At 68.2% G+C, this 24,411-nt stretch carries 20 protein-coding genes; 12 read left to right on the plus strand and 8 right to left on the minus strand.

All coding sequences use genetic code 11. From position 1 onward, the window contains the following. Positions 1 to 2 precede the first annotated feature (2 nt). Positions 3 to 1,268 (plus strand): phospholipase D-like domain-containing protein, encoded by a 1,266-nt coding sequence (locus tag BP05_RS09395; RefSeq protein ID WP_496363144.1) that lies wholly within the window; start codon positions 3 to 5, stop codon positions 1,266 to 1,268. 109 nt (positions 1,269 to 1,377) lie between these two features. Here the strand turns inward: BP05_RS09395 and BP05_RS09400 are convergent, their stop codons facing one another. Continuing rightward, positions 1,378 to 2,925, minus strand: coding sequence for a fumarate hydratase (locus BP05_RS09400; protein WP_496362746.1), 1,548 nt, complete (start codon positions 2,923 to 2,925; stop codon positions 1,378 to 1,380). Positions 2,926 to 3,025: 100 nt separating this feature from the next. Here BP05_RS09400 and BP05_RS09405 point away from each other — a divergent pair, with 100 nt between their 5' ends. The 9 genes from BP05_RS09405 to BP05_RS09445 all read left to right on the plus strand — a co-directional run bounded on the left by BP05_RS09405 (position 3,026) and on the right by BP05_RS09445 (position 11,959). After that, positions 3,026 to 3,886, plus strand: coding sequence for an RNA polymerase sigma-70 factor (locus BP05_RS09405; RefSeq protein WP_496362748.1), 861 nt, complete (start codon positions 3,026 to 3,028; stop codon positions 3,884 to 3,886). An 88-nt stretch (positions 3,887 to 3,974) separates the two neighbouring features. Then, positions 3,975 to 4,424, plus strand: coding sequence for a carboxymuconolactone decarboxylase family protein (locus BP05_RS09410; protein ID WP_496362750.1), 450 nt, complete (start codon positions 3,975 to 3,977; stop codon positions 4,422 to 4,424). A 126-nt stretch (positions 4,425 to 4,550) separates the two neighbouring features. Further along, positions 4,551 to 6,437, plus strand: coding sequence for an ABC transporter ATP-binding protein (locus BP05_RS09415; RefSeq protein ID WP_496362752.1), 1,887 nt, complete (start codon positions 4,551 to 4,553; stop codon positions 6,435 to 6,437). Positions 6,438 to 6,510: 73 nt separating this feature from the next. Further along, positions 6,511 to 7,695, plus strand: a complete 1,185-nt coding sequence (locus BP05_RS09420) for a PQQ-dependent sugar dehydrogenase (protein ID WP_496362754.1) — start codon at positions 6,511 to 6,513, stop codon at positions 7,693 to 7,695. 55 nt (positions 7,696 to 7,750) lie between these two features. Next, complete coding sequence (locus BP05_RS09425; RefSeq protein WP_496362755.1) at positions 7,751 to 9,424, plus strand: ABC1 kinase family protein; 1,674 nt, start codon at positions 7,751 to 7,753, stop codon at positions 9,422 to 9,424. Positions 9,425 to 9,426: 2 nt separating this feature from the next. Further along, positions 9,427 to 10,470 (plus strand): App1 family protein phosphatidate phosphatase, encoded by a 1,044-nt coding sequence (locus BP05_RS09430; protein WP_496362757.1) that lies wholly within the window; start codon positions 9,427 to 9,429, stop codon positions 10,468 to 10,470. After that, a complete protein-coding gene (locus BP05_RS09435; RefSeq protein WP_496362759.1) occupies positions 10,470 to 10,622 on the plus strand; it encodes a hypothetical protein in 153 nt (50 codons plus the stop codon). Before BP05_RS09430 ends, BP05_RS09435 begins: the two co-directional genes overlap by 1 nt. 32 nt (positions 10,623 to 10,654) lie before the next feature. After that, positions 10,655 to 11,464 (plus strand): ferredoxin--NADP reductase, encoded by an 810-nt coding sequence (locus BP05_RS09440; protein WP_496362761.1) that lies wholly within the window; start codon positions 10,655 to 10,657, stop codon positions 11,462 to 11,464. 57 nt (positions 11,465 to 11,521) lie between these two features. Continuing rightward, positions 11,522 to 11,959 carry a nuclear transport factor 2 family protein gene (locus BP05_RS09445; protein WP_496362763.1) on the plus strand — a complete coding sequence of 146 codons (438 nt, stop codon included), beginning with the start codon at positions 11,522 to 11,524 and terminating at the stop codon, positions 11,957 to 11,959. Between the two features lie 31 nt (positions 11,960 to 11,990). Here BP05_RS09445 and BP05_RS09450 read toward each other — a convergent pair whose 3' ends face one another. Beyond that, complete coding sequence (locus BP05_RS09450; RefSeq protein WP_496362765.1) at positions 11,991 to 12,887, minus strand: LytTR family DNA-binding domain-containing protein; 897 nt, start codon at positions 12,885 to 12,887, stop codon at positions 11,991 to 11,993. A 152-nt stretch (positions 12,888 to 13,039) separates the two neighbouring features. Here BP05_RS09450 and BP05_RS09455 point away from each other — a divergent pair, with 152 nt between their 5' ends. Continuing rightward, positions 13,040 to 14,212, plus strand: coding sequence for an acyltransferase family protein (locus tag BP05_RS09455; protein ID WP_496362767.1), 1,173 nt, complete (start codon positions 13,040 to 13,042; stop codon positions 14,210 to 14,212). A 14-nt stretch (positions 14,213 to 14,226) separates the two neighbouring features. Here the strand turns inward: BP05_RS09455 and BP05_RS09460 are convergent, their stop codons facing one another. The 5 genes from BP05_RS09460 to BP05_RS09480 all read right to left on the minus strand — a co-directional run bounded on the left by BP05_RS09460 (position 14,227) and on the right by BP05_RS09480 (position 22,859). Continuing rightward, positions 14,227 to 17,142 carry a bifunctional diguanylate cyclase/phosphodiesterase gene (locus BP05_RS09460; RefSeq protein ID WP_496362769.1) on the minus strand — a complete coding sequence of 972 codons (2,916 nt, stop codon included), beginning with the start codon at positions 17,140 to 17,142 and terminating at the stop codon, positions 14,227 to 14,229. Between the two features lie 142 nt (positions 17,143 to 17,284). Further along, positions 17,285 to 17,695 carry a hypothetical protein gene (locus BP05_RS09465; protein WP_496362771.1) on the minus strand — a complete coding sequence of 137 codons (411 nt, stop codon included), beginning with the start codon at positions 17,693 to 17,695 and terminating at the stop codon, positions 17,285 to 17,287. Further along, positions 17,688 to 18,170: a glutathione peroxidase gene (locus tag BP05_RS09470; protein WP_496362773.1), complete on the minus strand. Its 483-nt coding sequence runs from the start codon at positions 18,168 to 18,170 to the stop codon at positions 17,688 to 17,690. The genes BP05_RS09465 and BP05_RS09470 overlap by 8 nt, the downstream gene beginning before the upstream one ends. Before the next feature lie 107 nt (positions 18,171 to 18,277). Further along, entirely contained in the window at positions 18,278 to 20,602 is a 2,325-nt protein-coding gene (locus BP05_RS09475; RefSeq protein WP_496362775.1) for a TonB-dependent receptor, read from the minus strand. Positions 20,603 to 20,828: 226 nt separating this feature from the next. Then, a complete protein-coding gene (locus tag BP05_RS09480) occupies positions 20,829 to 22,859 on the minus strand; it encodes an amidohydrolase family protein (protein WP_496362777.1) in 2,031 nt (676 codons plus the stop codon). 207 nt (positions 22,860 to 23,066) lie between these two features. Between BP05_RS09480 and BP05_RS09485 the strand changes: the two genes are divergently transcribed. Then, positions 23,067 to 23,834, plus strand: a complete 768-nt coding sequence (locus BP05_RS09485; protein ID WP_496362779.1) for a MerR family transcriptional regulator — start codon at positions 23,067 to 23,069, stop codon at positions 23,832 to 23,834. 53 nt (positions 23,835 to 23,887) lie between these two features. Here the strand turns inward: BP05_RS09485 and BP05_RS09490 are convergent, their stop codons facing one another. Beyond that, entirely contained in the window at positions 23,888 to 24,313 is a 426-nt protein-coding gene (locus tag BP05_RS09490; RefSeq protein WP_496362781.1) for a CBS domain-containing protein, read from the minus strand. Between the last annotated feature and the right edge of the window lie 98 nt (positions 24,314 to 24,411).

Consider the following 24,411-nt stretch of genomic DNA (forward strand, 5'->3'; position numbering starts at 1 on the left):
GCATGCTCTGGACGATCGCACTCACCGCCCTGGCGACCTTGTTGGTGGTCGTCCTGTCGCTCAACTTCGCCGTTCCCGAGAAGAAGCTCGAGCGCAAGATAGAACACCGCTACGCCGTCTCCGACCCGCAGTTCCGCCGCGAGATGGGCGTGCTGCTGGGCCCGGCCATCGTGCCCGGCAACCACGTCGCCGACCTCGAGAATGGCGACGAGATCTTCCCGGCGATGCTCGCCGCCATCCGCGGCGCGCGCAAGACGGTCACCTTCGAAACGTACATCTACTGGGAAGGCCAGGTCGGCAAGGACTTCGCCGATGCCCTGTCCGAGCGCGCGCGCGCCGGCGTTGCCGTCAACGTCACCATCGACTGGGCCGGCAGCATCACCATGGACGAGGCCCAGCTGAAGCAGATGCAGGACTCAGGCGTGCATGTCGAACGCTATCGCCCGCTGCATTGGTACAACCTGGGCCGGATCAACAACCGCACCCACCGCAAGCTGCTGGTGGTCGATGGTCGCGTCGGTTTCACCGGCGGAGTCGGCATCGGCGACCCGTGGAACGGCCACGCCCAGGATCCCGACCACTGGCGCGACGTGCATTTCCGCATCGAAGGCCCGGTGGTCGCGCAATTTCAGTCGGCCTTCAACGACAACTGGATCAAGACCACCGGCGAGGTGCTCAATGGCGCCGACTACTTCCCGCCACTGGAGCGCGGCGGCGACATGGACGCGCACATGTTCATCAGTTCGCCGGCGGGCGGCAGCGAGAGCATGCACCTGATGTACCTGATGGCGATCGCGGCCTCGGAGCACACCATCGACCTGGAAGCGGCCTATTTCATACCGGACGAACTCATCACCAAGGCGCTGATCGCCGCGCGCCATCGCGGCGTGCGCATCCGCGTCATCGTCCCCGGCAAGAACACCGACTCGGACGCGGCGCGGTTCGCCTCGAAAGAAGGCTGGGGACCGCTGCTGCTGGCCGGCATCGAGATCTACGAATACGAGCCGACCATGTTCCACAACAAGGTGCTGATCGTGGATGGCGAAATGGTGTCGGTGGGATCCACCAATTTCGACCTGCGCTCGTTCCGGCTCAACGACGAGGCCAGCCTCAACGTGTACGACCCGGCATTTGCCGCGCGCATGACCGAGGTGTTCGAAGCCGACCTCAAGCCGACCAAGCGCTACACCTACCAGACCTGGCAGGACCGGCCGCTCAAGGAAAAGCTGGTCGAGAAATTCATCCTGCCGATCAAGTCGCAGCTGTAGCGGGCGCTGCGCCGGGCGCCAACGAGGTCGCTCCCCACACGCGCCCTGCGCACGTCCAACGCTGCGCGCATGCGACTCCCACGCCCCGCGCGGGAGACGCTGATCGCCGTCAGGCCACGACCACCGGAATCTTGCCGATCTTCGCCTGCCATTCCCTCGGCCCGGTGTTGTGCACCGAAGTGCCCTGCGAATCGACCGCGACGGTGACCGGCATGTCCTGCACTTCGAACTCGTAGATCGCTTCCATGCCGAGGTCGGCGAAGCCGACGACCTTGGCGGCCTTGATCGCCTTCGACACGAGGTACGCCGCGCCACCCACGGCCATGAGATAGGCGGACTGGTGCTTCCTGATCGCCTCGATCGCCGCGGGGCCGCGCTCGGCCTTGCCGACCATGCCCATCAGGCCGGTCTGCGCGAGCACCTGTTCGGTGAACTTGTCCATGCGCGTGGCAGTGGTCGGACCGGCCGGGCCGACGACTTCGTCACGGACCGGATCGACCGGGCCGACGTAATAGATGAAACGGCCCTTGAGGTCGACCGGCAGTTGCTCGCCCTTGTTGAGCATGTCGACCATGCGCTTGTGCGCGGCGTCGCGGCCGGTGAGCAGCTTGCCGTTGAGCAGCAGGACCTCGCCCGGTTTCCACGAGGCGACTTCTTCCCTGGTCACCGTATCCAGGTTGACGCGACGGCCCTTCGAGGCGTCGTAGGTCAGCTCCGGCCAGTCGGCCAGCGACGGCGGATCGAGCATCACCGGACCGGAACCATCGAGGGTGAAGTGCGCGTGGCGCGTCGCCGCGCAGTTCGGGATCAGCGCCACCGGCAGGTTCGCCGCATGCGTCGGGTAATCCTTGACCTTGATGTCGAGCACCGTGGTCAGGCCGCCCAGGCCCTGCGCGCCGATGCCCAGCGCGTTGACCTTTTCGTACAGCTCCAGGCGCAGTTCCTCGGCGCGGTTGGACGCACCGCGCTGCTGCAGCTCGGTGATGTCGATCGGCTCCATCAGCGCTTCCTTCGCCAGCAGCATCGCCTTCTCGGCGGTGCCGCCGATGCCGATGCCGAGCATGCCCGGCGGGCACCAGCCCGCGCCCATGGTCGGCACGGTCTTGAGCACCCAGTCGACGATGGAGTCGGACGGGTTGAGAATCGCGAACTTCGACTTCGCCTCGGAACCACCGCCCTTGGCGGCGACGATCACCTCGACGGTGTTGCCCGGCACGACCTTGACGTTCACGACGCCCGGCGTGTTGTCCTTCGTGTTGATGCGCTTGCCGGCCGGGTCGGCCAGCACCGAGGCGCGCAGCTTGTTGTCCGGGTGGTTGTAGGCGCGGCGCACGCCCTCATGGACCATGTCTTCCACGCCCATGGTCGCGTCGTCCCAGCGCACGTTCATGCCGATCTCGAGGAACACGGTGACGATGCCGGTGTCCTGGCAGATCGGGCGATGGCCTTCCGCGCACATGCGCGAGTTGATCAGGATCTGCGCGATCGCGTCCTTCGCGGCCGGCGATTCCTCGCGCTCGTAGGCGGAAGCGAGGCTCCGGATGTAGTCGACCGGGTGATAGTACGAGATGTACTGCAGGGCGTCGGCGACCGACTGGATCAGGTCTTCCTGCTTGATGGAGACAGGAGTCGAGGAAGCGGGCTTGCTGGCGGTCACGGGCGGCCGGTGGGGTAGCGGACGAAGTCGGCTATTTTAGGCCACCGGGCCGGCCCGGGCCTGACTGTCACACGGGCGCCCCCTGCCCCGTCCTGGCTGCATGACCACCGAATCGCTCTTCGAAAGCTACCGTTCCCGCCTGTTCGGGCTGGCCTACCGGCTGCTGGGCAGCCGCAGCGACGCCGAGGACGTGGTCCAGGACGCCTGGCTGCGCTGGCACCAGGCCGACCGTTCCGCGATCCGCGACGTCGAGGCCTGGCTGGTCACGGCAACCACGCGGCTGGGCATCGACCGCCTTCGGCTGGCCCGGACCGAGCGCGAGCACTATCCCGGGCCGTGGCTGCCGGAACCGCTGACGGTCGACGAATCGCCGACCCCGGAGTCCCGGGCTGACATCGGCAGCCAGGTCTCGCTCGCCTTCCTCTCGCTGCTGGAGCGCCTGGGCCCGGAGGAACGCGCGGCGTTCCTGCTCAAGGAAGTCTTCGACTACGACTACGCGCAGGTCGCGCAGCTCATCGGCCACAGCGAGGCCAACTGCCGGCAGATGGTGCATCGGGCGCGGCAGCGCCTGCAGGCGGAGCGGCCCCGGTTCGAAGTCGCGCCGGACAAGCATCGCCGCCTGCTGGAACGCTTCATGCACGCCGCCGAAGCGGGCGACGAGGCGGCGATCGTCGCCCTGCTCGACACCAATGCGCGCCTGGTCTCCGACGGCGGCGGCAAGGTGACCGCGGTCATCCGTCCGCTGGAGGGCGCCGCGCGCATCGCGCGCCTGTACGGCGCCGTCGCCAACCGGATCGGCGCGCAGACGCAATGCCGGATCGGCTACGTCAACGGCGAGCCGGCCATCCTGCGCTGGTACCAGGGCCGCCTGCATTCGATCACCACGATCGCCATCGACGGCGACCGCATCACCCGCGTGCTTTCCGTGCTGAATCCGGACAAGTTGCACGCCTACCACTGAAGGAATTTCGCGGCGACGTGTCACGCCAGTCCACCCTCGCCCGTCTTCCTGATGACACGGCCACGGTGGCCGCCACGAGAAGACCGCAATGAACGCTTCCCCCATCGATTACACCGTCCACGCACCGCAGTCGTACCAGCACCTGCTGCAACTGAGCATGGGCCTGCACAAGGGTCCGCTCGGCCACCAGCTGGTCGAACTGGTCTCGCTGCGCGTCTCGCAGCTCAACGGCTGCGTGTACTGCCTCGACATGCACAGCACCGCCCTGCGCAAGGCCGGCATGGACCAGCGCAAGCTCGATACGGTGCCGGCCTGGCGCGAGAGCCCGCTGTTCGACGCGCGCGAACGGGCCGCATTGGGTTGGGCCGAAACCCTCAACCGCATCGGCAGCACGCCGATCCCGGAAGGCGCGCTCGACGCGTTGCGGCCGCATTTCGACGAGCGCGAGATTTCCGAGCTGAGCTTCACCGTGGCGATGATCACCGCCTGGAACATGCTCAACGTCGGCCTGCACAAGCCCTTGCCGGTCGCCGCCTGACCGCAGGCCTGTCGCCGCGAGTCCGCGCGCCGGACCGCGGCGACTGCGGCCCACGCGCCGCGATGAACACACGCGTGGACGTCCGCGTTTTCGCCGCCGTGGCAATCGGCAGGGCACACTTGCTGCATGGCCGCCTCCCCCGACTCCACCCCGCGCGCGCGCGCCTCCCGGCCCGCGGGCCAGCCCAGCCTGCGCGAACGCTTCAACGCGTTGCGCAACCTGCCGCCCTTCCTGCGGCAGATCTGGACCACCAGCCCCGGGCTCACGCTGACCACGCTGGGCCTGCGGCTCATCCGCGCGTTCCTGCCGGTCGCCACGCTCTATGTCGGCAAGCTGATCATCGATGAGGCCGTGCGTCTGGTCGGCGCCGGTGCGTCGTTCGAATCGCTCCCCTCCGCCTGGCAAGGCGGCCAGCTCGACCACCTGCTGTGGCTGCTCGCCGCGGAATTCGCGCTGGCGATCGGCTCGGACCTGCTGGGACGCCTGATCAGCTACGGCGACGCACTGCTGTCGGAGCTGTTCACCAACGCGACCAGCGTGCGCCTGATGGAGCATGCGGCGACGCTGGACCTGGAGGACTTCGAAGACCCCGACCTGCAGGACAAGCTCGACCGCGCGCGCCGGCAGACGATGGGGCGCATGAACCTGATGAGCCAGCTGTTCGGCCAGGTGCAGGACGCCATCACCGTGGTGACCTTCGGCACCGGACTGCTGGTCTACGCGCCCTGGCTGATCGTGCTGCTCGCGATCGCCCTGGTGCCGGCGTTCGTGGGCGAGGCGCACTTCAACGCGCTCGGCTACTCGCTCAACTTCCAGTGGACGCCGGAGCGGCGCCAGCTCGAATACATCCGCCAGATGGGTGCGAGCGTGGAGACGGCGAAGGAGGTGAAGATCTTCAACCTCAACCGCTTCTTCATCACCCGCTTCCGCGAACTGTCCAACAAGTTCTTCCTCGCCAACCGCCGGCTGGCGCGGCGGCGCGCGTTCTGGGGCACCGTGCTCGCCGCGCTGGGCACGCTGGGCTACTACGTCGCCTATGCCTACATCGCCTGGCGCACGGTCAAGGGAGATTTCAGCATCGGCGACCTGACCTTCCTCGCAGGCAGCTTCCTGCGCCTGCGCCAGTTGCTGGAAGGGCTGCTGATCGGCTTTTCCCAGGTCGCCGGGCAGGCCCTGTACCTGGACGACCTGTTCTCGTTCTTCGAGATCCAGGCGGAAATCCGCTCGCCGGCGCATCCAGTCGCGGTGCCGCAACCGATCGCGAAGGGCTTCGTGTTCGAGAACGTCGGCTTCCGATATCCCGACGCGGAGCGCTGGGCGCTGCGTACGCTCGACTTCGAACTGCGCGCGGGCGAAGTGCTCGCCCTGGTCGGCGAGAACGGCGCGGGCAAGACCACGCTGGTCAAGCTGCTCGCGCGCCTGTACGACCCCGACGAGGGTCGCATCCTGCTCGACGGCCGCGACCTGCGCGAGTACGACCTCGACGACCTGCGCGCGAACATCGGGGTGATCTTCCAGGACTTCGTGCGTTACCACCTCACCGCCGGCGAGAACATCGGCGTCGGCCAGATCGACGCCATGTACGACCGCGACCGCATCCGCGAAGCCGCGCGGCGCGCGCTGGCGGACCAGGTCATCGAGCCCCTGCCCCATGGCTACGACCAGCTGATCGGCCGCCGCTTCAAGAGCGGCGTCGACCTGTCCGGCGGCCAGTGGCAGAAGATCGCCATCGCGCGCGCCTACATGCGCGACGCGCAGGTGATGATCCTCGACGAGCCGACGGCGGCACTGGATGCGCGCAGCGAGTTCGAGGTGTTCCAGCGCTTCAAGGAGCTGTCGGAGCAGCGCACCGCGGTTTTGATCTCGCATCGCTTCAGCAGCGTGCGCATGGCGGACCGGATCCTGGTGTTGAACGAGGGACGGCTGGAGGCCAGCGGCACGCACCACGAGTTGATGGCGCAGGGTGGACGCTACGCGGAGCTGTTCGAATTGCAGGCTGCGGGATATCGCTAGCCCGCGCCTCCTTCACTGCGCTCATGCATCATGGGCTCGCCTTCAATCCAGGCCGTTGCTTCGAGGAGGTCCCATGCGCCGCCTGCTGCTCTGCACTGCCCTCGCGTTGACCCTGCCGATGACCGGTTGCGAGGCGCGCCGCACGCCCGATACCGGCGGCGCGGCCGTCGCCGCACCTGCGAAGGCAACGCCGGCACGCACGGTCGCAAGCAGGCTCGGTGGCGTGGAAGTCACCACCATTGCCAGCGGACTCGAGCATCCGTGGTCGGTCGCGCTGTTGCCCGATGGCAGCTTCCTGGTGACCGAGCGCCCGGGACGCCTGCGGCGCGTCAGCGCGGCGGGGGCGGTGTCGGCGCCGTTGCGCGGCGTGCCCGCGGTCTATGCACAGGGACAAGGCGGCCTGCTCGACGTCGCGCTTGCGCCGGATTTCGCCCGCAGCAAGCGCATCTACCTGACCTTCGCCGAACCCGGCGACAACGGCACCGCAGGCACCGCCGCCGCCACGGCGATCCTCGGCGACACCTCGCTCGATGGACTGAAAGTGATCTACCGGCAGGAGCCGAAGCTCGACAGTTCCATCCACTTCGGCTCGCGCCTGGCCTTCGACAAGACTGGCCACGTCTTCATCAGCCAGGGCGAGCGCGGCGAACGTCCGCGCGCGCAACAGTTGGACGTGCTGCAGGGCAAGCTGGTACGCCTCAACCTCGACGGGAGCGTGCCCAGCGACAATCCCTTCGTCGGCCGCAGCGACGCGCGCCCGGAGATCTGGAGCTACGGCCACCGCAACATGCAGGGGCTGGCGGTCGATCCGCGCACCGGCACGCTGTGGGAAAGCGAGCACGGGCCGCGCGGCGGCGACGAGATCAACCTGCCGCAGGCGGGCCGGAACTACGGCTGGCCGATCATCACCAATGGCATCAACTATTCCGGCTTCCCGATCCCGGAAGCCGTGGGCACGACGGCACCCGGCATGGAATCCCCGCACTACGTCTGGGCCAAGTCGCCGGCGATCTCCGGGCTGGCCTTCCTGGTCGGGCAGCCGACGTCGAAATGGAACGACAGCCTGTTTGTCGGCGCTCTCGCGGACGGCAGCCTGATCCGCCTGTCGCTGTCCGGCGATCGCGTCGTCGGCGAGGAACGCCTGCTCAAGGAGCTCGGCGCGCGCATCCGCGACGTACGCGTCGGCAATGACGGCAGCGTCTACGTGCTGACCGACGAGGAAAATGGGCGCCTGCTGCGGCTGCGTCCGCCGCGCTGAGCCGGCCTTTACATCGACCCGGCTAGGCTGCCAGCCAGCAACGGAGCCGATATCCATGGGTGATGCCACCGCCGGGCTTGCGCGTACCGCACGCATCCTGCGTTTCCTGCTCAAGTACCGGAGCGCCGGGGTGTTCACCGGACTCGACCTGGACAGCGTGAATGACGGCGCCACGCCCGAGATGGGTGGCAAGCCTGAGGAATTCGTCGCCGACCTCGAGGCGCTCGGCCCCACCTTCATCAAGTTCGGCCAGGCGCTCTCCACGCGCCCGGACCTGGTGCCCCCGGCCTACCTGGCGGCGCTGGAGCGTACGCAGGACAACATCGCGCCATTGCCGGCGCAACAGATCCACGCCGCGATCGAAGCCGAGCTCGGCGTGCGCCACACCCATGTCTTCGCGGAATTCGACGACGTGCCGCTGGGCAGTGCCTCGCTGGCGCAGGTCCATCGCGCGATCCTGCGCGACGGCCGGCCCGTAGCGGTCAAGGTGCAGCGCCCGGACATCGCCAAGGTGATCCAGTCTGACCTCGACGCGCTCGCCGCCATCGCCAGCGGAGCGGACTCGGCCACCCGGGTCGGGCGCCGCGTCCACTTCGCCGACTGGGTCCACGAGTTCCGCAAGGCCCTGCTGCTGGAGATGGACTACGTCTGCGAAGCGGAGAACCTCAGCCGCTTCCGCGAGCATTTCCGCGATTACCCGGAGATTTTCGTTCCCGCGCCGATCTGGGACTTTTCTACCCGCCACGTGCTGACCATGGAGCTGGTGACCGGACGCAAGGTCACCGACCTCACCGGGCTGTTCCGTGCCGAACACGACGTCCGCGACCTGGCCGAGGCGCTGCTCGCGGGCTACCTCGACCAGGTGCTCGTGCACGGCGACATCCATGCCGACCCGCACCCGGGCAACCTGCTGGTGATGGAGGACGGGAGGCTGGCCCTGTTCGACCTGGGCATGGTCGTGCACGTGCCGCCGCGGCAGCGCGACCGCCTGTTCCGGTTGCTGTTCGCAGCCGTGGACGGGCGCGGCGAAGACGCGGCGCACGAAACGATCGGCATGGGCACGCGCCTGGAGGATTTCGAGGAAGAACGCTTCCTGCGCGAAGTCGGCCAGCTGGTCGCGCGCTACGCGGCGCATTCGGGCCAGTCGGCGAGCGAGAGCCGCCTGCTGTTCGACATCGTGCGCATCAGCACCGCGTGCGGTTTGCGCTCGCCGTCCGAACTGAGCCTGCTGGGCAAGACCCTGGCGCACCTGGAGACCGTGTGCCGCGCACTCGACCCCCGCGTCGACATGAAGGACGTGGTCAAGCAGCACCTGCAGAGCGTCATGACCGACCGGCTGCGCCGCTCGCTGTCGCCGCACCGGGTGGCGAGCGAACTTCTCGACCTGCAGACGCTGGCGCGCGACGCGCCGAGGAAGCTGTCCGACATGCTGTCGCTGCTGGCCGACAACCGCTTCCAGATCCGCGTGACCGGGCTGGAGGAATCGCGGCTGATGGAGAACCTGCAGAAGATTGCCAACCGCATCACCACCGGCCTGATCGTCGCGGCGCTGATCGTCGCGGCGGCGATGATCATGCGCATCGAGACCAAGGTGCGGTTGTTTGGCTATCCCGCGCTGGCGCTGGTGATGTTCCTGCTGGCCGCGGCGCTGGGCGTCGGCATCGTGGTCAGCGCGCTGCTGCGCGATCGCCGGGCGCGCCCGCGCGAGGAATCGGGCCCACGCGCGTAGGCATGGCTGCCTCCCCTCCCCCAGGCTGGCGCGGACGCCTCACGCGGCGGCTGCAGGACTCGATCATCGCCGGCGACGACGCGCTGGATGCCTTGCGGCTGCGCTACAACACGCGCTTCCACCGCAACCGGCCGCACCACATCGCCGCGTATCGCGGCTTTGCCGACAGCACGCAGGTCGAACTGGGCGGGCGCGTGCTCGCCAACCGCCCGCTCGGCGGGCCGATGGAGGAGGACGACTGGTGGGACAACCTGCTCAACACTTACCGCCGCTTCGCCAGCGACGAAGTGCCGGGCGTGGGCATCAAGGTGCAATTCCGCGGCACGACGGCGCAGGCGACCACCGACCACGAGGGCTATTACCGCGTGGCGATGGAGGTGCCCCCGGCACACGGCAACTCGCTGTGGGATGACGCCACCGTGTCGCTCGCCGATGGCACGCTCACCGCGCGCCAACCGGTGCTGCAGGTGCTGCCGCAGGCCCGCATCGGCGTGATTTCCGACATCGACGACACGGTCCTGCACAGCGGCATCACCCACTGGAAGACCGCCGCGCAGCTGACCTTCCTCGGCAATGCGCGCACGCGCAAGCCGCTGGACGGCGTGGCCCGATTCTACCAGGCGCTGCAGGCCGGCAGCGGCGGCACGGCGGCGCAGCCGCTGTTCTATGTCTCGAGCTCGCCCTGGAACCTCTACGACCTGCTGGAGGATTTCATGGAGCTCAACCGCATTCCGCACGGACCGGTCTTCCTGCGCGACCTCGGCACCGACACCGGCAAGTTCATCCAGACGCCCGGCCATGGCCACAAGCTGGGGCAGGTCCGCACGCTGATCCATCGCTTCCCGGGCCTGCGCTGGGTGCTGCTGGGCGATTCCGGGCAGGACGACGCCGAGCTGTACGCCGAAGCCGCGGGCGAGTTCGGCGAGCGCATCGCCGCGATCTACATCCGCGATGTCGATCCGGGAATCGATTCGCCATTCGACACCGCGACCGACGCGCACATCGAGCGCATCGCCGGAACGCAGGCGCCGCCGACAGCCTGGTGATGGCCCGGCACGCGGCGTCCCTGGGCCTGATCGATGCGGTCGCGCTGCCCGCGATCGCGGCCGAAGTCCAGCGCGACCGGCAGCGGCCGACCCTGGGCGAAGCAGCCCTGGACGCGGCGATCGAGGGCAAACCGGACGACCCCGTCGGCTAAAATGGCGGTCCGCAACGCCGATCCCTCCCCCCATGTCTTCCGCTTTCGGCACCGAAACCGTGCTGGATGTCCGTCACTGGACGGACGCCTACTTCAGCTTCACCACCACCCGCGACGACGGCTTCCGTTTCGACAACGGCCAGTTCGTCATGATCGGCCTGCAGGTCCCGCAGGCGGACGGCAGCAGCAAGCCGCTGCTGCGCGCGTATTCGATCGCCAGCGCGAACTGGGAAGAGCAGCTGGAGTTCTTCAGCATCAAGGTGCCCAACGGCCCGCTGACCTCGCGGCTGAAGGACATCCAGCCGGGCGACACCGTGCTGATCGGCCGCAAGCCCACCGGCACGCTGCTGATCTCCGACCTGCATCCGGGCCGCAACCTGTACCTGCTGGGCACGGGCACCGGCTTCGCGCCGTGGCTGGCGGTGATCAAGGATCCGGAAACCTACGAGCGCTTCGACAAGGTCGTGCTCTGCCACGGCGTGCGCAATGCGCAGGACCTGGCGTACCGCGACTACATCGTCAACGAATTGCCGCGCCACGAGTTCCTCGGCGAGCAGATCAGCGCCAAGCTGAAGTACTACCCGGCGGTGTCGCGCGAGGATTTCGTGTTCGCCGGCCACGACCAGCGCGGCCGCCTCACCGACCTGATGGCGAGCGGCCGGATGATGGACCAGCTCGGCATCGAGCCGCTCGACGCGCAGCACGACCGCGCGATGATCTGCGGCAGCCCGCAGATGCTGGCGGACTTCCGCACCCTGCTCGATGGCCGCGGCTTCACCGCGGCGCCGCGCATCGGCTCGCTGGGGCAGTACGTGTTCGAGCGGGCGTTCGTCGAGAAGTGATTCCGTCCGCCGCCGGGACCGGCGGCCTTCATCGTTGTACGAGCAACGGAGGAATGCATGAACCGGATCGTCGTACTGCTGCTGGCGCTGTGCCTGTCGGTGCCCGTTCTCGCGCACGCCACGAGCGACGCGGAGCTGCTCGCGATCGATGCCCGCTGGAATGCGTTGCGCCTGCAGCCGGATGTCGAAGGCCTGGATCGCCTTCTGGCTGACGACTGGCTGCTCACGCACTCCGATGGCCGCGTGCAGACGAAGTCCGAGTACCTGGACGAACTGCGCACGCGCACGCGCCGCAACCAGGCAATCGACAACGAAGACGTGCGGCTGCGCCGCTATGGCAATACCGTCGTCGTCACCGGCACCAGTGTGCAGTCGGCGGTCAGCAACGGCCAGCCGTGGAGCGGGCGCTTCCGCTTCACCCGTGTCTGGGTGCGGCGCGGCGGCGGCTGGATCATGGTCGCCTCGCACTCGTCGCGCATCGAAACGACTCCGTGAACGCCGCGCACTGCTCCGGGCGGAACGCCCGCTACGCCGCGCGGCGTTCGGGCCGCAACGCATCGCGATAGGTCCGGCTGCACGGCACCGTCGTGCCATCGCGCATCGCGATGCGCGCGTCGCCGGTATCCAGCGGCTCGATCTCGCCCACGCAATCCAGGTTGACGATGAAGCTGCGATGCACGCGCACGAAGCGCGCCGGATCCAGCTGCGCCTCGATCGCGGCCATCGTGGTGCGCAGCGGATAGTCGCGGCCGCGCACGTGCAGGTTCACGTAGTTGCCGGAGGCCTGCAGCCATTCCACCTCGGCGGCGGCGACCAGGAACTCCTTGCCCAGCTTGCGCACGAGGAAGCGCTCCGGGCGTTCGGGCTGCTCCGGCAGCGGCGCGTCGTCCGGCGCGGCCAGCACGCTGGCCTCGCCCTGCAGGCGGCGGACCAGCAGGCGGTAGAGCTCGATGAACACGACCAGCCCGGCGAAGTGGCGCGCGTCCTTCAGGTATTCGTAGAAGAACTCGGTCAGCCACGGGCTGAAGTCGTACTGGCCGCCCTGGGCGGCGTAGGCCAGCTTGCGCAGCGCCACCATGCCGCCCACGTGCAACGCCGACCACGCCACGCTGCCCAGCGCCAGCCACGGCAGGTTGCGGCGCCAGGTATCGAAGTGCAGCGGGAAGCGGCGGGTGAACCACAGCACGGCCGGCACCAGCGCCAGCGAGACCAGGTGGCTGCTCCATTCCCACACCGCCGGCTCCCAGCTGGCGAAGTCCAGGTGCAGGCGACGAACGTCCATCAGCACGGTCACGCTGTTGGACAGCGCGCCAATCACGTAGCTGACGATCCAGAAGCCCCACTCCATCGTCCGGCGCCAGGGCTGGTAGCGCTCCCAGAGGTTGTCGGTGGAAGGGGCTGCAGCGGACGTGGTCGGATTCATCGCCGCATTCTCGCCCAGGCAGGCGCGAAAACCGCCCCGGCTCGTCCCGGAGCTCCGCGGTTCGTCCCCTGGGCCGCTCGACCAATCACTTGCCGGTGGTGCGGGCCGGATGCCCGATCGATCGTGGCGCCATTCCCGCCACGGAGCCCCCCATGCAACAGCGCCGTCACGACATCGACGCCCTGCGCGCCCTCGCCTTCGCCCTGCTCATCCTCTACCACTGCGGCATGTTCTACGTCGCCGGCGAGGACTGGGGCTGGCACCTCAAGAGCACCCACCTCGCCGAGTGGCTGCAGCTGCCGATGCTGGTCGTGAACCGCTGGCGGATGGACCTGATCTTCCTGATCTCGGGCCTGTCGGTGCACTTCCTGTTGCGCGGCACGTCGGCCGGGCGCTTCATCGCCCAGCGCAGCTGGCGGCTGCTGCTACCGCTGGTGTTCGGCTGCCTGGTGGTGGTGCCCGTGCAGCCGTACGTGCAGGGCATCGCCAATGGCGCGGTCGAGCCGGGCTACCTGCACTTCCTGGGCGACTACTTCGGCGGGCGGCAGTGGCCTGCGGACGCCTTCGACGGCTGGGAGCACGGCTTCACCTGGAACCACCTGTGGTACCTGGTTTACCTGTGGTGCTACACGATGGTGTTCGCAGCGCTGCTGCCGCTGCTGCGCCGGCTGCCGAACCCGTTCGCCCGCCTGCGCGGTGGCTGGCTGCTGGTGCTGCCGGCCCTGCCGCTGCTGCTGTTCACCCTGGTTCTGCAACCGCTGTTCGAGGACACCGGCGACCTGATCCACGACTGGTACCGCCACGCGATCTATTTCACCGTCTTCCTCTACGGCTGGTGGCTGGGCGGCAGCGCCGGGGTGTGGGACGAGCTGGTGCGCCTGCGCCGGCACGCACTCGCCGCCGCGCTGGCGCTGGTGACGGCCTATCTCGCGATGGTGTTCGGCCTGCCCGACGACCTGCCGGAATGGGTGCTGGTGGTCGGCCGCACGCTACGCAACCTGTACATCTGGATGGCGCTGTGCGCGATCCTCGGCTGGGCCAAGGCCTGCCTGGACCGTCCGTTCCGCTGGCTGCCATGGGCAAACGAGGCGGTGTATCCGTGGTACGTGCTGCACCAGAGCGTGATCCTGCTGATCGGCTACTGGTTGCTGCCGCTGCACCTGGGTCCGGTGGCGGAACCGCTGCTGCTCATTGGCGGCACGGTCGTCGCCTGCTGGGCGCTGCACGAGTTGGTGATCCGCCGCGTGCGCTGGCTGCGGCCGTGCTTCGGGTTGAAGCCGGTGGTGCGAGCGGCCGCGATGCAGCCGGAGATGGCCGCCGCCTAACCGTCAAGGCCGGCCTAGTGCGGCAACGACGCCGCGCGCGCGACCCAGTCGGTGGCGGGCCGCGCGCGCGAGAACAGGAAGCCCTGTCCCTGCTCGCAGCCGATCGACAGCAGGCAATCGCGCTGGGCTTCGGTCTCGATGCCTTCGGCGATCACTTCCATGCCCAGCGTGTTGGCCAGGGCAAGCACCGCGCGCACCACCGCCACGCTGCCGCCGCGTTCGCCGGGCACCAGCGCGCTGACGAAGGAGCGGTCGATCTTCAGCGCATGCAGCGGGAAGCGGTGCAGGTAGCTCAGCGAGGAGTATCCGGTGCCGAAATCGTCCAATGCCGCCAGCACGCCGCCGCGGCGCAATGCATCGAGGGTGGCGAAGACCTGGTCGGGGTTCTCCAGCAGCGCGCCCTCGGTGACCTCCACGCGCAACCGCTGCGGCGGCACCTGGTAGGCGGCGAGCAGGTCCAGCAGCTGCCTTGCGAGCGCGGGCGAACGGAAATGGCGCGGCGAGACATTGATGGTGACGTAGCCGTTATCGTCGACCAGCGAGTCGATCTCGCGGCAGGCGTGCTCGAACAGGCGCCAGTCGATCTGCTCGACGCTGCCGCTGTCCTCGGCGACCTTGAGGAACTCGCCCGGAAGCATCAGCGGACTGCCCGGGCGGCGCCAGCGCAACAGCGCCTCGTAGCCGGCGACCTTGCCGGTGCGCAGGTCGACGATCGGCTGGTAGTGCGGCTCGAACTCGTCGCGCAGGATCGCGCGGCGCAGGTCGACTTCCAGGTCGAGCAGTTGCAACGCCTCCTGGTGCAGGCGTTCGTCGAAGATCTCGAAGCGCTGGCGGCCGTGCGCCTTGGCGCGGTACATGGCGACGTCGGCGTCGCGCAGCAGTTCCTCGGCCTTGTGGTAGCGCGGGCTGCCCAGGGTGATGCCGATGCTGGCCGAGGTGAAGAGCTCCTTGCCGCCGATGTACATCGGCTCGCTCAAGGCCTGGATCACCCGCTGCGCGGTGTGGCAGGCGTCTTCCGGCAGTTGCACGTCCTCCATCAGCAGCGCGAACTCGTCGCCGCCCAGGCGCGCCACGACGTCGGACTCGCGCACGCACGCGGCCAGGCGTTCGCTGGCCTGGCGCAGCATCTGGTCGCCGGACAGGTGGCCGACGCTGTCGTTGATGATCTTGAAACGGTCCAGGTCGAGGAACAGCACCGCGAAGCGATGCTCCGGATCGCGCTGCAGCCGTGCGAGCGCGCGCTCGATCGCCCCGTACAGGAAGGTGCGGTTGGGCAGCCCGGTCAGCGAATCGTGCAGGGTCTCGTGCACCAGCTGCTGCTCGGCGCGTTCGCGCACCTCGATCTGCTCGCGCAGCTCGCTCACGGCGGCGGCGAGCTCACGGGTGCGGTCCTCGACCCGTCGCTCCAGCTCGCCCTGCACCTTCTTGCGCGCCAGCGCGGTGAGGATGTGCTGGGCGACGTAGGAGAGCAGTGCACGGTCCTCCTCGGTGTAATGCACCGAGGTGTCGTAGCTCTGCACCACCACGACGCCGCGCACCTCGCCCTGCCCGACCATGGGCACGCCGAGGAAGTCGGCCGCGGGCGTGCCCAGGCCGATGCCGCCCGGCACGTCGAGCAGTTTCGCCACTTCGCGGGCTGGCCCCATCGCGGTGCGGCCGTGCCGGATCAGGCCCAGGGTCAGGCTGCTGCGCAGCTTCTCCACCGGGATTTCCTCGTCGGGCTGCACCAGCCCCGGATCCATCTCGTCGGCGCGATACGGGAACCGCAGCGTGTCCTGCTCGGCGTTGTACAGGGCGATGTAGAAGTTCTTCGCGTACATCAGCTCGCCGACGATCGCGTGGATGCGGTGGAGCATCTCGCTCATGTCGAGCTCGCTGCTGGCGAGGTCGGCGATGCTGTACAGCGCGGTCTGCAGCTTCTCGCCGCGCTGGCGCTCACGCACCTCCTTGGTCAGCTCGCGCGTGCGCTCCTCCACCCGGCGCTCCAGCTCCTCGTGCGCCTGCTTGCGCATCAGCGCGGTGAGGATGTGCTGGGCGACGAACGCCAGCAGCGCGCGGTCCTCCTCCGTATAGCGCGAACGCTCGTCGTAGCTCTGCACGACCACCGCGCCGCGCACGGCGCCATCGGAGACCATCGGCACGCCGAGCCAGTCGGCGCTGTCTGGGCCGTACTTGTCCGTGTCGTCGGGATAGTCGAGGCCGAACTCCACGAGCAGCGAGCGCGAAGGCCCCATGGCCGGCCGGCCATTGCGGATGATCGACAGGGTCAGGCTGCTGCGCATTTCCGACGCGGGGATTTCCTCCCTCGGGTCGATCACCATCGAGTCGTGCTCGTCGGCGAAATAGATGAAGCGCACGCTGTCCCGCGCCTGGTCGTAGAGCGCGATGTAGAAGTTCTTCGCGTACATCAGCTCGCCCACGACGCCGTGCACCCGCGCCAGCATCTCGGGCATGTCCAGCTGGCTGCTGGCGAGGTCGGCGATGGCGAAGAGGGCCGTCTGCAGCTTGGCGTTCTTCTCCAGGCGCTGCGCGGCGAGGCGTTGTTCGGCTAACTCCAGGGCGGCGTCCAGGCGCGCCTTGAGGACGCTGGCGAACTCGTTCCAGGCAGCATCGCCGAGTTCCGGCAGGCAGTGGGACGCGGGCCAGTTGGCGGCCAGCCACAGGGGGTGTTCGGCATCGCGGACGTCCAGATCGACCACGACGCGCCGCCAGCCTGGCGCCGGCAGCTCGCCATCGCGCTCGTGCGACGCGTGGCGCAACGCCTCGGAAGCGGACATCCGGGGGACTGCATGCGCCGGGGCTGGGGCGCGGTACAGGCGGGCATCGCGCGCGCCGAACGCGGCTTCCACCCGACGCTCCGCCACAGCCGCGATTTCCTCGAGGCTGGAAGCTGCGAACAGCGCGGACACGAAGTCGGCCGTCGGTGCCATCCCTGCCCTCTTTGCGCCGGCTCCGCCGCCCTGCCCGATATCCGGGGCTAGCGTGGCCATAGCGGGGCAGTGTACCCCCCGCCGCGGCGCCGACGCGCAAGCGGCTGCGGGCCAGCCCCCCTCCGGCGGGTTAACCCTTCCCTCAGTCGCCCAAGGGTTCGCCGTAGCGCAACCACAGCTCTGCCGCGCGTTCATCGTCGAAGACGCGGGCATGGAATCCGGCGTCGCGGGCGAAGATCTCGCAGTACTCCATCTCTTGCAGCCCCGCGGGCCGGACGTGGGCGATGCGGACGCGCTCCAGCCCGTGTCCCGCCATGTGCCGCACCAGGCTGAGCCACTCGCCCTGGGTCAACGGCACCCCGGCCAGCTGGTCGACCACCAGGATTGCGTCGGTCGGCGCGCGGGCGACCTCCGCGACGATCGCCTGCCAGTAGGCCAACGTGTTGTCCAGCGTGCTCGCACCAGTCACGTGCACGCGCAGGAGCGATGGCCGGCGGTTGAATCCGACCTGCAGCGGAACGCTCGGTCCCGGCGCCGCCATGGCGTCACCCAAGGGCCTTCTCGATGTCCTTGGCGATGGACTCGGGCTTGTCGGTGGGCGCGTAGCGCTTGAGCACCGTGCCATCGCGACCAACCAGGAATTTGCTGAAGTTCCATTTGATCGCATCGATGCCAAGGAACCCGCCCTTCTCGTCCTTCAGCCACTTCCACAGCGGATGCGCCTTGTCGCCGTTGACGTCGACCTTGGCGAACATCGGGAACGTGACGTCGTAGTTGAGCGAGCAGAAATTCTTGATTTCGGCCTCGTCGCCCGGTTCCTGGTGGCCGAACTGGTCGCAGGGAAAGCCCATCACCACCAGGCCGCGGTCGGCGTAGTCGCGCCACAGCTTTTCCAGCCCCGTGTACTGCGGGGTGAAGCCGCACTGCGAGGCGACGTTGACGATCAGCAGCACCTTGCCGCGGTAGTCGGCGAGCGATCGCGCCTGGCCGTCGATGTCGCTGGCGTCGAAGTCGTAGGCGGTCGTCATGGCGGCTTCCGGAATGGGGTGTTCGCCAGCATACCCCCGGCGCGCGAAGGAAAAAAAGAAACGCCGGGACGGGCCCGGCGTTTCGTCGTGCATCGTGTTCGCGTGACTCAGAACGCAGCCTTGAACTCCACGCCTACCGTGCGCGGCTCGTTGATGAAGCCGGTCAGGTTGTTGAAGTCGATGCCGCCGGTCACCTTCACCTCGTCGGTGATGTTGCGTCCGAACACCGCGAGGTCATACCTGCCGGCGCCCCAGTTGTAACCGATGCGCAGGCCGCCCTCGACCAGCGACTGGCCGGTGAATTCCCTCGACTCGTACAGGAAGAAATTCACTTCGCTGCGGTAGGCCCAGTCGGTGAACACATAGAACTCGCCGTCATTGCCGACCGGCATGCCCCAGCGCGCGGTCAGGTTGTGGGTCCACTTGGGCGACTGCGGCAGCGGGTTGCCGTCGATCAGGTAGCGGCCAGTCGGCAACTGGGTGACGGGGTCGAGCACCGGGTCGTCCGTGACCGTGCAAGCGGCGCAGCCGAAGACGTTGAGGTTGGCGTCCTGGATCTCGGTGTCGTTGTAGCTGCTGCCCAGGGTCACCAGCAGGTGGTCGGTCAGGTACGCCTGGAAGTCCATCTCGAAGCCCTTGCCGACGGTCTTGTCGGCATTGAGCAGGATGTTGGCGTTGCCGGAGGACCCGCCCACCGCGGTCAGCTGCTGGTCCTTGACCTGGTAATAGAAGACGCCGGCGTTGAGGCGGGCGCGCTTGTCCCAGAAGTCGGCCTTGATGCCCGCCTCGATCGAGGTCGAAGTTTCCGGGTCCGCGACCGACTTTCCATTGAACGCACCGGCCGCCTGGACGCTGCTGCCGCGATAGCCGGTGGCGGCGCGGGCGTAGAGCTTCATGTCGTCGTTGATGGCGTAGGTGGCCGACAGGTCCCAACTGAACTTCTTGTCTTCCGGATGGGCCGACAGGTCGCCGTCGGGCTCCTGGGCGGCCAGCTGCGCCAGCGTGCACTTGCCCTGCAGCACGCACGGGACGAAGCCGCTGTTCGTGTACGCCTCGACGGTCAGGTCCTTCTTGTCCACGGTGTAGCGCGCGCCCGCGCGCAACTCGAATGCCGGCGTGACCTTCCACGTGGCCGCACCGAACACCGCCCACGAGTCGTTGGTCTGGTTGATGCGTTCGTAGCCGTCCTGCGCGCCGCCGTTCAACGAGTCGTAGCTGAAGCTCTCGACGTCGTAGTCTTCCTTGAAATAGAACAGGCCCGCCTGCCAGTCGAACGCCGTGCCCGTATTCGACTCGATGCGGAATTCCTGCGTCCACTGCGAGTGCTCGGGAATGCCGTCGGCCGTTTCCGATGCGAACGGGATCACGCCGGGACCGGAGTTGCCCGGGCCGAGGAACGCCGCGCCGAAGCCGCCATCGATGTCGCCGCGGCTGTAGGTCTCCACCGACTCGTAGCCGGTGATCGAATGCAGCTTGTACGAGCCCAGGTCCCAGCTCAGGCGCGCGCTGGCGCCCTTGCTGTCGAGCTCGGAATGGTTGTAGCCGTCGAGCGAGACTTCATCTTCGTCGAAGCCGTCGGCCAGGTCGTTGGTGCCGGGCTTGATGATGTTGGCGCGGAACAGGCGGGCCGTGCCGTTGAGATGGCGCGCGTGCGCACCCAGCAGTGCCTCGAAACCGTCGCCTTCATACAGGAACTGCACGCGGGCCGCGGATTCGTCGTAGCCCTCGAAGCCGTCGTTCGGGCCCGGGAAGGTGTTCTTTACCCAGTCGTCGCGACGCTGGAACAGCGCCGACGCGCGCGCCGACCAGTTCTCGGTCAGGCCGCCACCGACCGCGCCTTCGAAGTTCCACATGTTGTCGCTGCCGTAGCCGACCTTGCCGTAACCACTGAGGTCCTGCGACGGACGCACGGACTCGAACTTGACCACGCCCGCCGGACTGTTGCGGCCGAACAGGGAACCCTGGGGACCGCGCAGCACTTCGACCTGGTCGACGTCGAACACCGGGAAGCCCTTCAGGATCGGGTTCTCCTGCACGACGTCGTCATAGACCAGCGACACCGGCTGCGAGGTGTTGAGGCGGAAGTCGGTGTTGCCGTAGCCGCGGATGTAGAAGCGCGGGAACGCGCGGCCGAACGACGACTCGATGTTCAGGCTGGGCACGCGTCCCGAGAGGAAGCGCACGTCGGTACCGCCGGAGGCCAGGGCATCGAGCTTCTCGCCGCTGACCGTGCTGACGGACACCGGCACGTCCTGGATGTTCTCGACCTTGCGCTGGGCGGTGACCTGCACGGTGTCCAGGGTGGTGGCTTTCTGCGCGGCTGTGGTGGTGTCGTCCTGGGCGAGCACCGCATGCGCGGGCAGCAGCAGGGCGATGGCGGTGGCCAGCGCATGGCGGGACAGCTGGCGAGCGTGCAGCGGCTTGGATGACATGGTCGGTCTCACAGGAAAGGTGGCCGCAGGCCACCGGATTCGAGGATGCCGCTGCGTCTGGGCACAGTCGGCGGCGGACTGGACCATCCCGTGATGGTCGGCGCGGGACCGCTCCCGCCTGTCGCTTCGTTCAGGCCGGCGAATGTTACCGCATGGTTAAAGCCCCCGTACCGCGAAGTATGCGATGGCGTGGCGCCCGCCCGGCGGCGGGCGCCACGCGGGGCGGTCAATGGCCGGCGCCGACCTTGACCGGCGAGGCGAAGGGCTTGATGCCCATGGCGTCGAAGATCTCGCTCGGGTAGTACGCCGTGTCGCCCTTCACGACCAGGGCCACCTTGCGGATGTCCGAGATGTCGGCCGTGGGATCGCCGTCCACCAGCACCAGGTCGGACAGCTTGCCCGGGGTGATCGAACCGCGGTCGTTGAGCGTGCGGGAGTACTTCGCGCCGTTCCAGGTCGCGATCTGCAGCACCTGCGACGGGGTCAGGCCGGCGCGCACGTACCACTCCAGCTCGCTCTGCACGGTGAAGCCCGGAATCGCATCGGTGCCGGCCACGATCGGCACGCCCGCCTTGTACATGCGGCCGACGAACTCGACCATCTTCAGGTACGACTTGTTGTAGCGCGCGGCCGTCGCATCGTCGGGGATCTTCATCTCGGCGACCTTCAGGCCGCGCTGGATGTCCGGGGGCATGTGGTCGGCGACTGGCGCATAGCTCTGCGCGACCTGGCCGGCGCGCTGGCGGATGAACTCGAACGTGGACAGGGTGGGATCGATCGCGATCTGCTTCTTCGCCAGCATCGCGATGAAGTCCTGCACCGGCTTGCTGTCGAAATCCAGGTCGGCGACCTTCTCGGCCGGCAGGTAGAAGCGCGTCAGCGTGCGCGTGTCGGTCTTGTCGTCGACCAGGAAGTTGAGCAGCACCTGGTTGATGTGCTGGATCTCATCGTAGCCCTGGTCCACCACGTCCTGCGCACGCATGAACGCCGGCACGTGCCCGCTCACGCGCATGCCCTTGCTGTGCGCGTACGCGGCGGTGTCGCGCAGGAGCGCCTTCGGGAACGAGTTGTAGATCTTCACCTGCGGGTAGCCGTGTTCGGCGTACCAGTCGACGGCCTTCTTCGCCTCGTCCAGGTTCTTGATCACGAAGCCGTTGCGCGCCGACATCTGGCTCTCGCCCTCGATGAAGCCGGCCGGCACGATGCGCGTGGACAGCAGCGTGCCCGCCTTCTCCTCGGCGATGATCTGCTGCAGCGTGGCGTTGTCGTTGCCCATGTCGCGCACGGTGGTGACGCCGGAGGCGATGTTCAGCCCGCCGTCCCAGCGGCCCAGGTGGCCGTGCATGTCGAACAGCCCCGGCAGCAGCACGCGGCCGCCGGCATCGATGACGTTGTCGGCCTTGGCGGGCGCGCCGGTCTTGCCCACCGACACGATGCGGCCGTCGCGCACCAGCACGTCGGAGGCCGGCCCGAGCTTCGCGTGCTCGCTGTCGAACACCCGCGCGTTGCGGATCAGGGTGCTGCCCTTGAGCGGGTGCGCGAGCCGCTGCTGGAACGCCACCAGCGTTTCGCTCTCGGCCTGCTTCTGCCGGTTTTCCAGGGCAGCGCCGTTGCCCGCCCAGCCTTCCTCGATCAGTTGCAGGAAGCCCGGCACGATGAAGGCGAACAGGCGCGGCGCGTCGCCTTCGGTCGCCCATGCGAACGTGGGCGTCAGCCCGACGCCGGTGATCGCGACCAGCTGAACCTTGCGCTTTTCCTTGCCGTTGCTGACCTCGGCCTCGGCGACCTTGCGCGTGCTCAGGGTGCCGCTGGGAATCAGCGGCAGCTTGCCGTCGGGGCGCTTGGCGAGCGCGGCGAAGGCGACGGAGAAACCCGCGGGCGTCCCGCCCAGCGGCGAGTACTGCGCGGTGCCTTCGACGCTCTGCTCGCCCTGGTCGGAGGTGGACTTCCACCACGCCTTGTTGCCGTCGCGCCCGAAGGATTCGTCCACCGGCGCACCGAACGTGGTGCTGCCGGTGACGTGGTAGCGGGTAAAGGTGCCGTCGGGCGCGAGCTTGAACTCCTCCTTGAGCTCGGGCCCGCGGCCGTTGTCCTTGAAGACGAAATCGACATGGGTCACGCCGTCGTCGCCGGTGGTGACGACCTGGTGGCCGGCTTCCTTGCCGTTGTCGACGAGGGCGACGTAGCGCAGCGTTTCGGCCGCGAAGGCGGGACCGGCGAGGATCATCGCCAGGGAGAGGGCCAGTGCACGTTTCATTCCCGGTTCCTTGTCAGGTGCGTGTGGAGGCAGCAGCATGGCCGCAAACCGCAGGCGCTGCCTAGGCCGAAGGTTGGTTTTTGCCGTGCCTCGCCCCACGGGAGTGCTGGCGCCTTGCTGAATCGCGGCGCCGGCCGCCGCGATGCGGGCTTGACCCTGACGCGGCGTCAGGCCCCAGCCTGCACGCCGCATCCCCTCGCAAGCCCCATGAAACGCCAGCATCTCACCGTCAGCCAGGTCGCCGCCCTCACCCACCTCACGGTGCGCGCGCTGCACCACTACGACGCCATTGGCCTGCTGAAGCCATCGCAGCGCAGCGCCGCGGGTTACCGGCTGTACGACGAAGACGACCTGCGCCGCCTGCGCCAGGTGCTGCTGTTCCGCGAACTGGGCTTCGGGCTGGACGAAGTCGGTGAGCTGGTCGACGCGACGCTCGCGCGGCAGCGCGAGGCGCTGCTGGCGCGGCGCGCCCTGGTCGAACAGCAGCGACGCCACACCGAAGCCGTGCTGCATGCGGTCGATGCGACCCTGGACTCATTGACGGAGCAACGACCCATGACCACCGGCAAGCTTTTCGAAGGTTTCGAGCAGTTCGAGAACGGCGAGTACGCGCGCGAGGCGGAGCAGCGCTGGGGCCATACCGACGCGTGGAGGGAATCGCGCCGCCGCATCGGCGGGCAGTCGCGCGCCGACTGGGAATCTGCGCAGGCCCGGCACCTGCAACTGATCGACGACCTGCTCGCGGTGCGCGACCGCGGCCATGCCGGCGACAGTCCCGAGGCGATGGACGTGGCCGAACGCCACCGGCTGCACATCGACCGGAGCTACTACCCCTGCAGCCACGCCATGCAGTGCGGCCTGGCCGACCTGTACGAGACCGACCCGCGCTTCCGCGACTTCTACGAGCGCCGGGCGCCGGGGCTGGCCGCCTACCTGGTGGCAGCGATCCGCGCTAACGCCGCCCGGCATTCCTGAGCGACGGAGGGCGGCGGTCGCGTGCCATCCACACGGCAGCCGGCGGGTGCAATTCAGTGCCGGGCTGGCTCGGAAACTTCCTTCACCACCTCGGCGGTCGCTTCCTGCTTGCCGGCCAAGGCCAGGTCCGCGATCGACACGATGCCGGCGAGCTTGCCGCTGGTGTCGACCACGGGCACGCGCCGGATCTGGTCGGCCTCCATCAGGCAAACGCAATCGGCCAGGCTGGTTTCGGTGGTGACCGTGCGCACCGGCATGCTCATGGCGTCGGCGGCCGTGGCCTCGTTGCCGTTGCGTCCCTCGGCGACGATGCGGACGGCGATGTCGCGGTCGGTGACGACGCCGATCGGTCGCTGCGACTCGTCCACCACCGGGATCTGGCCGCAGTCGTGGTCGAGCATCATCCGCGCCACGTCGCGCAGCGGCGTGGTGGCCATGCAGCAGGCGGGATTGGGCGTCATCACGGATTGGACGTTCATGGTGGACCTCCACGTGGGAACTTTGCTGAAGCAGGCGTCCAGCATGGGCAACGCCGGGTTTTCGCGGCGTGACAGCTCCGGTGCGGGCTGCAGCGAGC

The organism is Lysobacter oryzae DSM 21044, from assembly GCF_059568595.1.

Excerpts from the sequence above, each read along its gene's own strand:
- BP05_RS09405 (WP_496362748.1), top strand. The coding sequence starts at position 3,026 with ATGACCACCGAATCGCTCTTCGAAAGCTACCGTTCCCGCCTGTTCGGG.
- BP05_RS09450 (WP_496362765.1), bottom strand. The coding sequence starts at position 12,887 with ATGAATCCGACCACGTCCGCTGCAGCCCCTTCCACCGACAACCTCTGG.
- BP05_RS09455 (WP_496362767.1), top strand. The coding sequence starts at position 13,040 with ATGCAACAGCGCCGTCACGACATCGACGCCCTGCGCGCCCTCGCCTTC.
- BP05_RS09460 (WP_496362769.1), bottom strand. The coding sequence starts at position 17,142 with ATGGCACCGACGGCCGACTTCGTGTCCGCGCTGTTCGCAGCTTCCAGC.
- BP05_RS09425 (WP_496362755.1), top strand. The coding sequence starts at position 7,751 with ATGGGTGATGCCACCGCCGGGCTTGCGCGTACCGCACGCATCCTGCGT.
- BP05_RS09420 (WP_496362754.1), top strand. The coding sequence starts at position 6,511 with ATGCGCCGCCTGCTGCTCTGCACTGCCCTCGCGTTGACCCTGCCGATG.
- BP05_RS09485 (WP_496362779.1), top strand. The coding sequence starts at position 23,067 with ATGAAACGCCAGCATCTCACCGTCAGCCAGGTCGCCGCCCTCACCCAC.
- BP05_RS09490 (WP_496362781.1), bottom strand. The coding sequence starts at position 24,313 with ATGAACGTCCAATCCGTGATGACGCCCAATCCCGCCTGCTGCATGGCC.
- BP05_RS09470 (WP_496362773.1), bottom strand. The coding sequence starts at position 18,170 with ATGACGACCGCCTACGACTTCGACGCCAGCGACATCGACGGCCAGGCG.
- BP05_RS09430 (WP_496362757.1), top strand. The coding sequence starts at position 9,427 with ATGGCTGCCTCCCCTCCCCCAGGCTGGCGCGGACGCCTCACGCGGCGG.
- BP05_RS09435 (WP_496362759.1), top strand. The coding sequence starts at position 10,470 with ATGGCCCGGCACGCGGCGTCCCTGGGCCTGATCGATGCGGTCGCGCTG.
- BP05_RS09440 (WP_496362761.1), top strand. The coding sequence starts at position 10,655 with ATGTCTTCCGCTTTCGGCACCGAAACCGTGCTGGATGTCCGTCACTGG.
- BP05_RS09445 (WP_496362763.1), top strand. The coding sequence starts at position 11,522 with ATGAACCGGATCGTCGTACTGCTGCTGGCGCTGTGCCTGTCGGTGCCC.
- BP05_RS09415 (WP_496362752.1), top strand. The coding sequence starts at position 4,551 with ATGGCCGCCTCCCCCGACTCCACCCCGCGCGCGCGCGCCTCCCGGCCC.
- BP05_RS09410 (WP_496362750.1), top strand. The coding sequence starts at position 3,975 with ATGAACGCTTCCCCCATCGATTACACCGTCCACGCACCGCAGTCGTAC.
- BP05_RS09480 (WP_496362777.1), bottom strand. The coding sequence starts at position 22,859 with ATGAAACGTGCACTGGCCCTCTCCCTGGCGATGATCCTCGCCGGTCCC.
- BP05_RS09475 (WP_496362775.1), bottom strand. The coding sequence starts at position 20,602 with ATGTCATCCAAGCCGCTGCACGCTCGCCAGCTGTCCCGCCATGCGCTG.
- BP05_RS09395 (WP_496363144.1), top strand. The coding sequence starts at position 3 with ATGCTCTGGACGATCGCACTCACCGCCCTGGCGACCTTGTTGGTGGTC.